Raw genomic sequence first — 10,956 nt, 5'->3', positions numbered from 1 at the left:
GTCACTCGAGCGACCGTACGCCCTTACTGAGGCAAGCCGCGCCCGCTGATACTAATTTAGTTCTTCATGAAAATTGCTCGAGAGAAGGGCAAGCACATTAGGGCCTGTTACCTCCTGAACGCTACGGAGGAAGCCTCATGCCCGTGGCTGACCGAATCAGGCGTGAAGCGGCTGTAGACAGCTGCCGCACGGAGGTCTGCTTCACCCTCATAAGCGGACATGGCAGCAGCCCGCCCGCGCTCGCCCGGCATGGCGTGGTCCCGACAAAAGCCGCCTTTCGCTCGATGGACGGCAGGTAGTCGGAGCCGCGCTAAACGACGTATATTCGGACGAACCCTAAACGGGCTCGACTGGATACCAAACGCAGGAAACATCATGAATGTGCACACCGGCAAACCGATCATCCGTAGCGTAAGCCAGGGAGAAACCATCAAGTTACCGGTTGATGGGCCTACCCTGCAGGAGGTCACGTGCGACGATATAGCCAGATTGGCACTGGCCATGCATGATCATGAATATTTCTTCTCCCTTCGCCGAGGTCTCCGCTTCGATTTCAGCCGGGACTTAAACGGCAGCGGGATACAGGGCCTCTACATCAGAAGAGAAAGCGACGGGAAGGATACTTCAAATTTATTAGAAATCATTTTTGATTACACACTCGAGAAGGATGGCAATTTCCTCTACGAAGCCGACCTTATTAAGGATCACGGCAAAGACTACGAGCCCTCTATAAACTGCGGCAAAACCCGTTTCGTTGCTAGATCATCGACTATTCAGATTGACTGGAACAGTGACGAAGCCCAGCAGTGGCGGTCGGATATAGAACGCCTTTCGAGATCGCCCGAAACTCTGACCGAATGGATAGAGGACGACTCGGAAATGCTAGTACGCTGCGGATCTATATACTTCTGCCGCAAACCCGCTATCTTCAATATAAATGACCTTAGGCGGTACGATGCATCAGGAATTAGTTTGAAAGTCCTAAAGGATCGGTTTAAGTGCTCGAAATGCGGCAAGCGAGGAGCCCGTGTCACTGTATTCTGAATATCTTGGCTAAGTGGATTATCAGCGTAAACTGGCTTTTTCTATAACAACTGCTCTTGGTTATAAACTGACATTCGGTGAATTTTTCCCCGAGGACGGTTTTTTCCCAATTGCCGGTGCCCAGTGGCGCGGCAAAGCACGCGAATAGGCGGCCGGTACTGGGATTAGCAATTCGCGGGCCGAACGGCGAGGATGGGCGCGAAGCCGCCGATCAGGACGTCCTAGGGCATATGACCGCTTCGCCTTCGAATCCAGGCCTTGGAGGGACTGCACAGGAAGGTCTGAGAAGGGTTGAAAGCGCCGGTTGTCCGATCGGTCCCAAGTGTCAGGTTTTATCCAGTAGCGTGCGGTTTTTCACGGGTCGTGCAGTGACCCCGTGGAGGTTGACCGAATGCCTATACGGCATGCCACCAAGCCGTAAAGCCATCTACAGATCCAAGCGCTTCGCCGGGCTGTCCTCGAGCAGCTTTGCCCGTCGCACATACCGGCGCATCGTCCGGAGGTCGCGGTGCCGGCTGTGCTGCATGATTTCTTCGTCTCGCAGGCCGGCCTTGTAGGCCTGCGTCACGAAGCCCGCCCTTAACCCGTGCGGGCTGACCGGCTCAAGCGCAGTGCCCGCGATCCCGGCCTGCTCGGCCCGCCGGCTGAGGATCTGTCGCACACCGTCCGGGTGCAGCCGTCCCGGCTCCACCCCGCCCCATCGGTTGATCTTGCGGAACACCGGCCCGAACCGCGTGTCTGAGGCCTGCAGCCACGCCTCGATGGCGCGGACCGGGCAGGTGTCGCGGCGCTGGCCGCGCGGGATGCCGAGATCCTCCCCCTCCCCCGCCTGGTCGCCTTTGCTATGCGGGATATGCAGCCGCAGGCCCTGCGCGTCGAACCTGAGGTGCTCCACATCGACGGCGACCAGCTCGCTGCGGCGGAGGGCGGCGGCATAGCCCAGAAGGATGAGCGCCCGGTCGCGCAGGCCGGCAAGGTCGGGTCCACAGCCGGCGACGAGGCGCCGGATTTCCGGGGTGGTGAGGGCGGCGGCGCGGCGCTGCGGTCGGCCGCGCGTGCGTGTCACGCCGCGCAGGGTCTCGCTGATGACCGGGTGGCCCGCCCAGAATGCAGTGTGCCCGGCAATGCGGTGGGCCTTGCTGATCGACACCAGCCGTCGGCGCAGCGTGGCGACGGCATAGGTGCGCGCCTGGACGGCCAGATAGGCGGCGACGGTCTCCGGCGGTGCCGGCAAGGAGGCAAGCCCGGCCGCGCTGCACCATGCGGCGAAATTCTGCCAGTCGGAGGCGTAGGCGAGGCGCGTGTTGTCGGAGAGGGCATCGCGGGCGAACCTGACCGCCTCCTCCATGGCGTCGCGGGCCGCGGGCGACAGGGCAGCCGTCGTCACCTCGGCCGGCTCACCGGAGATCGCCGGAACCGGCGTTGGCTTCGGAGGGGTGCTCACGCCCCTCCCCTCCCCTGCGCCCGGCGCTCATGATCGGTCGCCAGCTGCGCCAGGCGGCGTAGCTCGGCGGCGCCGATCCGAATCTCGACCGAGCCCTTCCGCACATACGCCACAGGCCGCCGGTCGGGGGTCTCGTAGCTGACGCCGGCGACGAGCTCGGCCCCCTCAGCACTGCGGAGGGCAATGTTGAGCGGCGGGAACTCCGCCGGCCAGGTGGCACCGTTGGCCCGATGTCTCGCTTGGTCCTCGACGGTCACTTCTCACCGCCTTCCTGCGTTGGGGAGACCGGCTCCGGTGGGATGAGCGCCAGCAGTTTCTGGGCCTCGGCGGGCGTGCGCGCCTCGACCTCCACGGTGCCGTACTTCAAGCGGACCTTCCGGCCGACGCGGGCCTGCAGCCAGGCACCGGCGACCGCCGCCACGGCCGGAGCGACGAAGGGACCCGCCTTGATGGTCCACTCCCCTAGGTGGGTTATCGCCTGCTCCATGCCGTCCTGGATGAAGACCCGGGGGTCCGCCTTCACGCCGCTGGCCCTCAGCTCTCGATCAGCGGTCCATAGGTCACCGTTTGGCAGAGGGACGCCGTCTTCCGGCTGCAGATACAGAACCAGATCACCTTCACTCACAAGCCGCCTCGCTCAGTATGCCTTTAGTGGCTTTCATCAGCAGGGTCTGGGTACCTAGTAGAGAGAACGGTTGCCGTTCAACAACTCTGTTCTGCCAATAAACTAGGACTACTATTGGGGCGGCAGACCAATCCCGTGCTCCTCGGCCAGCACATAGAACCAGTCTACATCAAGGTTCTCCACGCGCTGGACAACCGCGACGGCGGAGGTAGCCCGCTCGAACACCGCTAAGCATACCTCGTCGTCGTTGTGCCGGGCCCGGTATGCGAGTCCATCGGCGGCGCAGGGGTGGCCGTGTAGGGCCTTAGACCATGACTGCGGGAGTTCATAAGGCGGCGAGCCATGGGCGAGTTCGGCCGTCGCACCGATCGCGGCTGCACCGGGACCATGCAACTCCATCACGACGAGATCGCGCGTCAACGTCAGCTCGGCGTAAGCCTTCGCCGCTATCAGATCGGGATCGAGAAGCGTCCGGCCAGGAGTACGCAAGAAGGTTTCAGCGAAGGCTCCGGATGCAGAAAGGGCCACATAGAGTACACCGTAGCTGCCGTCCGGGGCATTGAGACGACCGGCCAGACTCTGGTCGAAGTAGATAGGGTCGAGCCGCTGCCCGCCTTTCTCTTTCGTGTGAAAGCGGTGGAGGCGCACACCAGCCGGCAACGTCCGAAGACGAGGCTGGCGACGATCGAGGTCGGCAGGCGGCGGAGGATGACCGCTCAACCGCCCTGTTCGCCTTGAGACCGCGCCGCAGCGAGGACTGCTGCTACCTCGCCTGCTTCAAGCAGCTGTGCCGGCGTGCGTTCGCCCATGCGCGGATCGCGGTTTACCAGCCAGTTCAGGCGCACCCAAGGGTTTCGGCTGGGCAGCATGTTGAGAGCCTCCCGGAAACCCGGGAGCGTTCCGCCGTGAGTAAACTGGACGGCTGGGTAACGGCGTCGGCCGCCAGGGCCGGGAACGGCCAGTAACGAACCTTCGTCGACGCGCTTCGCGATCGCTTGGCGGCTGATGCCCAACAGGCGCTCGACATCGGCGAGCTCGAAAGCGCCACCGGCAGCCTTCAGGTCGGCCTCGGCGATCTCGAGGCCACGGAGGAGGGCGCGCGCCTTCGGACCGGGCTCGTACGCCTTTTCCGCGATCTCGGTCCTGCCTCCACCATAGAACACGCGCTTCTCAGCACCGCGCTTTACGATCTCTCCAGCGCCAGGGTGGATGACCAACTCACGGACACCAGCGCCAGCGAGCTGCTGGCGACCACGTGGGGTAGTAGGCTTTACGAGGACCTGCACATCGCCCCGGAGCGCGGGATCCTCGAGGACCTTGGCGAACTCCGCCAAACGCCCACGCTTGATGACATAGGAGCCTAACTTAGCCGACGTCGGCGGACGCCGGGTGGGGGTCTTGGGCTCTGTGTGCTTCGTGTTGGTCATCGGGTCCTCACGCACCAACGTGGCGCCCCTGCTCTCCTTAGTCAACTACGACAACTCCGACAACCACGTAAACTCCTCTCTTCTGTGCCGTTCCTTGGTTCAGGATCCTGCGGACCTTGATCGCCCAGAACAACCGCTGTCGAACCGGCTGCCACGTGGACCTGCGGTCAGGGCGCAACTGGCCGGTGGCGGATGCTCAAGGGTGCGCGCTGAGGACCTGTTCACGTGACCCAGGGCGCGTCTTGGCCGCGCAGGGGCGCCTCATCGGATCCGCTGACGTGATTTGGGCTACCTGACAGGGCGGGTTGGCGTCCCTCTCCTGCCCTGCGACGAGCTATCTAATACGCCATAGTGGCTTATTATGACGTGTTAGCCGGACATGCCATATTCGAAGCCCCCGCCGCGCGAAACCAAAGGTCGGTTTTCGGTTCAAATCGGCGGCTACAGTGCTGTATATGCATGCTTTTTCTTGCTGGTCAGGAGACCTGTTTGGCGGCCCGCTACCCCTCCGCCCAGCACCCTGGAAGCACCATTTTTGCTTCGCCCGTTTTGGGCGTTGGTCGTGACGCAATCATTCAACAGCGGCGATCTGCTGCGCATTTCAAAGGATAAGACGATGCAGGTTCATGATGACGACATCGAGCAGTTCCGGCGGACCGGCCTGCGGCTCGTGGAGGAGATCCGGGCGGCCTGGACCGAAGCCGGGTTGTTCCTGAACGACCTCATCCGCAAGCGGCAACTGGCCGACTGCCTGGACGGCCTAAACGCCCGCACCAGTGCCTGGGGCGAAACGCCAGAACGGGAGGAACGGGCACGAGCAGCGGTGATAGAGATCGCCAATGCCGCCCTGCGGTACCACCCCGCCCTCGCCTAATAGACCAATGACATGGGCCGCTGAGGAGTACACCCTCAGCGGCCCCGAGAACCGGATAGCTCCGCTAGCTATGGCTATGAGGGCTAGCGCCAATCCCCATCTTGCAGCACCCAGCCCTGGGGCGACTGGCAGGCCAGGCCCTGCAGTTGGGCTATGGTCTCGCCCCTGCGCGCCGCACTCACGACTGCAGTCCGGCAGATGCGCTCCCCTCCCCCTGGGGCCTGCTGACGCACTTCCGCGTTGAACGAGGAAAGATAGATCGTCTCCGGCCGCTGGTCGGGCGGCAGGCTGCCGCTGCTCACTAGGCGCCGATCGAGGCGCTGCACCAGTGCGTCCATCGTCGCGTCCAGACCGGGATCCCCGAAGCTGCCTTGCTTGGCTATGGCCGGGAAAGCGCAGAGGACGCAGAGAACCACGCCAATGCTGGCGGCGCTGCGACGCAGGGTATGCTGGGAATGCGGCATGTTTCTATCGGCTCCAGGCTCCCATCATGCGTCAGGAATGGTTGACGATCCTCCGCCTAGGGCCCTCCCTCCTAGTCGCGCACCAAGCCGCCACGGAACTGGACAACAGGGCTGCCCGCCCTTGCTCCCAGACGCGCCGCCTGCGCCTCGGTCATCCAGCTGGGGGGAATGAACGAGCCAGGGACCGTCCGACACAGCGTAACCATCCGCCGCACGTCGAGCAGATAAGGGTCTGAGCGCTTGAGCTTTGGGTTCGCTATGCTGGGCGAAATCCAGATCTCCGACATCTGCAGCAGATCAACCGGCGCTTCCGCCACCCACCAATCGTTCGGATCATCACCGGCCGCGCGGGCGCTTTCGTTTAGATCCCGCCCCTCGGCCGTGGAGTAGCCGAGGTGCTGCTGCCAGGGGACGACTGGAATACTCGAGACCGGAAATCCCAGAGCCACCCGATTTAGGGCGATTGCGTTAGCCGCGCCATGCGGCGCCTCTATGGCGCGAACCTCACCTGTACCCTTGTCCCGCAGCATCATCGTCGATTGCTGCAGACAACGAGGCACCACGATTTGCCGCGTGAACCACACGAGCGGCGGGAAATCGCGCATGGGGCGCCGCAGAGTGGCGTCGGTCAGAATCTCCCCCAGATCGGGATGGATGACTCCCTCTGACTGTCCCTCGACCTGGATCACACCGGACATCCACAACAGGTTCGTTCGGAGGGTGCTGGTGTGGTGATAGACCACCCGCACACCCTCTTCACGGCGCCGCTTCGCCTGCCCCATCACTCCGGCTCCTTGCTCGCTTACCCAAAAGGAAGGGCGCCGATCAGGCGCCCTCCCCTCTTCTTCATGATGCTCGGCCCATCGACCCTTATAGCCCGCTAGCTGTTGCTATCTATGGCTAGCCCTACTTCCCCTGCTACCACGCGCTAGCCCCGCTAGTCGTCGTAACGCCTGCGAGTGTCGGGCGGGTTAAGGTCGGCCGCGGGCACCTCGTGGCCGTCGAGCTGCAGTAGCTGGGCGACCAGGCGCCGGGTGCTGCCACGCTCGGCCGAGAGCCTAGCAATGAGCTTAGCGAGGTCCTTGCTGGCGCGGAAATTAATCTGCACCAGTTCGACCTTGGGTGCCGGAGGCACTGCCACTTGGCGGCGTTCGGTTCCTCGCTCCGGTTCAGCGCGGACCGCGGTAGTCGCAGGCAAATCGCCAGTGACCTGGACCAGCGCCTCAGCCAATTCCAGACCAGTCGGTTTGCGCTTCAATCCTGCAGCCATAACGCTACTCCCGTTATCGGCGCTAGCGCCGCTATTACGTACTTGCCGGGCTATGAGGGATAACGTGTGCTATCCAGCCGCATCCTGCTTGGCGTCCAGAAGGTCCGGTTGGACAGGTGTGCCAGCCGGGAAAGTAGACTTTGCTGGCAGCACACCAATGCTAGTCAGCTCAGCGATCAGCCGGTCGACTTCCAGGCCGATCGTGCCCGCGACTGGGACCCGGCCCGTGTAGGACATTTTCCGGATCTCGGCTGAGCTGGAGATGTGCTGCTTGAGGACAGGGAGCTTGATGCCAAGCCCGGCCTCGGCCTCAGCCAGATCCTCAAGCGTGGCACGCTCTGCCAGGCCTCGCGGATTCCACGCCATCGGCACGAGGTGGTACGGAATGGCGCGGCGAGCGGACTTGCCGCAGGCCAGTACCTGCTTGGCGGTTTTGATCGCCTCCCTAGCTGTTCCACGGTCTGCCATTAGAGGGATCAGGACCGCGTCCGATGTGGCGATAGCCATTGCGGCGGTCTGGTTCTCAAATCCCGCGGTATCACACAGCGCGAGGTCATGCGTCTCAGCCTGGGCCTGCAGCACGTCAACCACCTCGACGTGCCGGATTTCGGTCTGGCAGGTGAGGGGGTGGCCCTCGTAGCCGAGCCTGAACCAGGTAGCGAACGACGCATTGCGATCGGCGTCGGTGACGCTGACCCGCAGACGCGGTGCCAGATTGGCAGCGAGGAGGGTCGTCAGTGCGGTTTTCCCGCCGCCTCCTTTGCTGGTCGCAATCGTCACGATGTTGCCCATGCTATCCCCCAATAGCGTCTGCTAGCGCCCCTAGCGGTACAGTCGCCCTGCTAGCCCGGCTAACCTGACCCCCTGCCTCTCTATGCTACCCTCGCTAGCACATGCAATCCCTAATAGCGGACGCTATCTTCAGATATCAATATAGCTGCGCTATCGTTAGATAGCATCTGCTGTCTCCGAACAGCGCAGTAGGGGAGGGGGGGACGATCAAAGGGAAGCCGACACCCCGTCATCGGCCTCGGCACAGTCCGGCCCCAGATCAAGCGGAGGAGTACGCCACAAGGTAGCCATTAGTTAGTTTGTTTGAGGTTAGTTTGTTTAACCAAACATACTAACTAACGGAGCCAGCTCGGATGCGTCCCCCGCTCGTAACAGAATCTGAGGTTTTGGAGGCGGCGCGTCGGGTCCGCGCCCGCGGCAAGGAGATCAACGGCTGGTCGATACGCCGCGAGCTTGGTGACCGCGGCAACCCGCGCCGCCTACTGGCCGTCTGGACAGCAAAGGGAGATGCGGCTCCACCGGCAGCCGAGCCAGTCGATACTATCAGCCTGCCAGCCCCACTGCTCGAGCTCGTAGCCGCGGCGCAGACCGCACTCACAATCGAGCTGGACACCATTGTCCGCACGATCCATCGCCATGCGAGGGAGGACGCGGATGCCACGTTCCGGCGCATCACAGACGATCTGCAGGCATCCGAACAGCGCATCAAAGAGCAACTCGACCTCGCTGAGGCGAGTGTGGACGCGACAGAGACCGAACTGGACCGGCGAGGGGACGCGATCGCCAGCTTGGAAACAGAGATCGGCGAAGCCCGCGTTCAGATAGCCGGCCTGACAGAGCGAGAGAGGCAAGCCCTCGACCGCGCACAGGAGGCGGAAACACAGATCGCCGCTCTCCAGGCAGAGCGGGACAGCCTCACCAGGGCTTCCCAACTCGCACGAGAGGCCCAGACACGAGCCGAGGCACAGGCGGCAGCCATGCGCGATGAGGTCGGCCACCTCCGCGCAGCTTTGGAGAGAGCGGAGGCCGTCCGACAGACTGACGTCGGCCGCGTGACAGCGGAGCTGGCCGCGGCCCGGCAGCAAATCGAGGAAGCCCGCGACGCCCACCAGGCCGACCTTACTGCTGCACGTCAGGAAGCGGCCGCCGCGCAGGCGAGCGAACGAACTCTCTATGCTCAGCAGGAGCGCATGCTGACGGAACTGGCTGCCGAGCGCACAGAGCGCCGCCAAGCCGAGACGGTGCTGCAGGCTACTCAGCGAGAGGCCGCAGCAACCGAACAACGGAATGCGGCCCTGAGGGCCGAGTTGACCGAGGTCAGCCGTGGGCGACAGGTCGCAGAGGATCGGGCCGCGGCACTGGAGGCCGAACGGCGAGGCGCCATGAGCGTCCCGACGGGATAATGGGTAGCCGACCCGGTGAGCTTGTGGGTTGCGAAACAGGGAAGGGCCGTGAGAGTCTTCCTAGAATGTTCTGGTTTAGGGTATGGCCGATTCGTCTGACATCGAGTGGACCGACGCGACTTGGAACCCTGTAACGGGCTGCACCAAGATCAGCCCCGGCTGTGACAACTGCTACGCAGCCCGGTTCTCCGAGCGCTTTCGTGGCACGCCCGGCCACCCCTTTGAGACCGGCTTCGACCTGACGCTGCGCCCGGAGCGGCTGCAGCAGCCGCTCGCCTGGAAGCGGCCCCGGCGCATCTTCGTCAACTCCATGTCCGACCTGTTCCACAAGAAGGTGCCGATTTCCTTCATCGCTAAGGTCTTCGATACGATGGAGCAGGCCCACTGGCACCAGTTCCAGCTGCTGACCAAACGCAGCAGCCTGATGCGTGACTTCCTCAAACGGCGCTACGCGAAGCACTCAGCGCCGCCACACATCTGGCTGGGTGTTTCCGTTGAGGACCAAGCCCGCCTGTCACGGATCGAGCATCTGCAGCAAGCCCCAGCCGCGGTGCGCTTCCTGTCAATCGAGCCCCTCATCGGACCCATTGGTCAACTCGACCTGGCAGGCATCCACTGGGTCATCGTCGGCGGGGAGAGCGGGCCGCGTGCACGGCCCATGTCACCGGACTGGGTGCGCGAGATCCGCGACCAGTGCTTGGCAGCCGGCGTACCCTTCTTCTTCAAGCAATGGGGTGGCTTCCGCCCCACTCAGAATGGCCGCACCCTGGATGGCCGTCTCTGGGACGAATTCCCACAGGATCGACCCCTGATGCTCGCCGCCGCTGAATGAACGATCCCGACCAAAGTCCCACGGTCGGCCCGTGGGCACGAGAAAAGCTGGCAGCGCTGGGCGCGTACCTCGACTTCTACACCACTGCCCTGAAAAACCAGGGCAGGACCTGGCTCAAGGGCACCACATTCGTCGACGCGTTCGCCGGAGCGGGACGAGCGCGGGTGCGGCGTCACAGCGGGGCAGGGGGCGTCGACCTCCTCGCCGAGCTCGAGCCACCGCCGATCGATGCCGAGGCTGAGGAGTACATACGCGGCTCACCGCGCGTGGCGCTCGACATCCCCAATCCCTTCAGCCGCTACATCTTCATTGAGCGCGACCCCGCGCGGGCAGCCGAACTCGAGCGGATGCGCGAAGAGTATGGCGGCCGCCACCGGATCGAGGTGCGCCAGGGCAAGGCCGGCGACGAACTGGACGAGCTATTGAAGAGCGACCTGGGTCGCTCCGGCCACCGCGCCATGATCTTCCTCGACCCGTTCGGGATGCAGATCTCTTGGAGCACGATCGAACGCCTAGCCGCCACGAAGCAGGTCGAGGTGATGATCAACTTCGCCCTCGGCATGGCGATCCAGAGGGCCTTGCCGCGCAACGCCGTGCTCTCATCAGGTTGGCGCGAGACGCATGACCGCTTCTTCGGCTCACCAGGTTGGTACAGCGTAAGCGTCAGCCATCAGTGGCCTTGAGATGCCCGGGCTTGCCTGCCGAGATAGCGGGCATGACGGACGAAGCTGACGTGGCGGAACCGCTCGGAGCGGGTTCTTATGACGGTCGGAAGGGCACG

14 protein-coding genes are annotated in these 10,956 nt (G+C 63.4%); 5 read left to right on the top strand and 9 right to left on the bottom strand.

Annotated elements, in window-relative coordinates; genetic code table 11:
* Positions 1–375 precede the first annotated feature (375 nt).
* Complete coding sequence (locus HJG45_RS27160; RefSeq protein WP_207803089.1) at positions 376–1,044, top strand: hypothetical protein; 669 nt, start codon at positions 376–378, stop codon at positions 1,042–1,044.
* 427 nt (positions 1,045–1,471) lie between these two features.
* Here the strand turns inward: HJG45_RS27160 and HJG45_RS27155 are convergent, their stop codons facing one another.
* The 5 genes from HJG45_RS27155 to HJG45_RS27135 form a co-directional block, all read right to left on the bottom strand.
* Positions 1,472–2,488 (bottom strand): site-specific integrase, encoded by a 1,017-nt coding sequence (locus tag HJG45_RS27155; protein WP_243634809.1) that lies wholly within the window; start codon positions 2,486–2,488, stop codon positions 1,472–1,474.
* Positions 2,485–2,745 (bottom strand): hypothetical protein, encoded by a 261-nt coding sequence (locus tag HJG45_RS27150; protein ID WP_111472916.1) that lies wholly within the window; start codon positions 2,743–2,745, stop codon positions 2,485–2,487. Before HJG45_RS27150 ends, HJG45_RS27155 begins: the two co-directional genes overlap by 4 nt.
* Positions 2,742–3,011, bottom strand: a complete 270-nt coding sequence (locus tag HJG45_RS27145; protein ID WP_111472915.1) for a hypothetical protein — start codon at positions 3,009–3,011, stop codon at positions 2,742–2,744. The genes HJG45_RS27150 and HJG45_RS27145 overlap by 4 nt, the downstream gene beginning before the upstream one ends.
* Positions 3,012–3,224: 213 nt before the next feature.
* Positions 3,225–3,761, bottom strand: coding sequence for an RES family NAD+ phosphorylase (locus HJG45_RS27140; protein WP_243634810.1), 537 nt, complete (start codon positions 3,759–3,761; stop codon positions 3,225–3,227).
* Positions 3,762–3,829: 68 nt separating this feature from the next.
* Positions 3,830–4,540 carry a hypothetical protein gene (locus HJG45_RS27135; RefSeq protein WP_128080185.1) on the bottom strand — a complete coding sequence of 237 codons (711 nt, stop codon included), beginning with the start codon at positions 4,538–4,540 and terminating at the stop codon, positions 3,830–3,832.
* Between the two features lie 562 nt (positions 4,541–5,102).
* On the opposite strand from HJG45_RS27135, the gene HJG45_RS27130 reads away from it, so the two are divergent.
* Positions 5,103–5,414, top strand: coding sequence for a hypothetical protein (locus HJG45_RS27130; protein ID WP_128080184.1), 312 nt, complete (start codon positions 5,103–5,105; stop codon positions 5,412–5,414).
* A gap of 83 nt (positions 5,415–5,497) precedes the next feature.
* Here HJG45_RS27130 and HJG45_RS27125 read toward each other — a convergent pair whose 3' ends face one another.
* The 4 genes from HJG45_RS27125 to HJG45_RS27110 all read right to left on the bottom strand — a co-directional run bounded on the left by HJG45_RS27125 (position 5,498) and on the right by HJG45_RS27110 (position 7,940).
* Positions 5,498–5,878 carry a hypothetical protein gene (locus tag HJG45_RS27125; protein ID WP_111472922.1) on the bottom strand — a complete coding sequence of 127 codons (381 nt, stop codon included), beginning with the start codon at positions 5,876–5,878 and terminating at the stop codon, positions 5,498–5,500.
* Between the two features lie 71 nt (positions 5,879–5,949).
* On the bottom strand, positions 5,950–6,660 hold the full coding sequence (locus HJG45_RS27120) for a hypothetical protein (protein WP_171617012.1): 711 nt from the start codon (positions 6,658–6,660) through the stop codon (positions 5,950–5,952).
* A 155-nt stretch (positions 6,661–6,815) separates the two neighbouring features.
* Positions 6,816–7,148, bottom strand: a complete 333-nt coding sequence (locus HJG45_RS27115; protein WP_128080183.1) for a hypothetical protein — start codon at positions 7,146–7,148, stop codon at positions 6,816–6,818.
* 69 nt (positions 7,149–7,217) lie between these two features.
* Positions 7,218–7,940 (bottom strand): ParA family protein, encoded by a 723-nt coding sequence (locus HJG45_RS27110; RefSeq protein ID WP_111472900.1) that lies wholly within the window; start codon positions 7,938–7,940, stop codon positions 7,218–7,220.
* Positions 7,941–8,293: 353 nt separating this feature from the next.
* Between HJG45_RS27110 and HJG45_RS27105 the strand changes: the two genes are divergently transcribed.
* The 3 genes from HJG45_RS27105 (at position 8,294) to tcmP (ending at position 10,858) form a co-directional block, all read left to right on the top strand.
* Positions 8,294–9,343, top strand: a complete 1,050-nt coding sequence (locus tag HJG45_RS27105; RefSeq protein ID WP_111472899.1) for a DNA-binding protein — start codon at positions 8,294–8,296, stop codon at positions 9,341–9,343.
* Positions 9,344–9,425: 82 nt separating this feature from the next.
* Positions 9,426–10,175, top strand: a complete 750-nt coding sequence (locus HJG45_RS27100) for a DUF5131 family protein (protein WP_111472898.1) — start codon at positions 9,426–9,428, stop codon at positions 10,173–10,175.
* A complete protein-coding gene (tcmP, locus tag HJG45_RS27095) occupies positions 10,172–10,858 on the top strand; it encodes a three-Cys-motif partner protein TcmP (RefSeq protein ID WP_171617010.1) in 687 nt (228 codons plus the stop codon). The genes HJG45_RS27100 and tcmP overlap by 4 nt, the downstream gene beginning before the upstream one ends.
* The last annotated feature ends 98 nt before the right edge of the window (positions 10,859–10,956 follow it).

This window comes from Roseicella sp. DB1501 (assembly GCF_013112485.1).
Taxonomy (GTDB): domain Bacteria; phylum Pseudomonadota; class Alphaproteobacteria; order Acetobacterales; family Acetobacteraceae; genus Paracraurococcus.
This window is presented reverse-complemented; position numbering and strand designations above follow the sequence as displayed.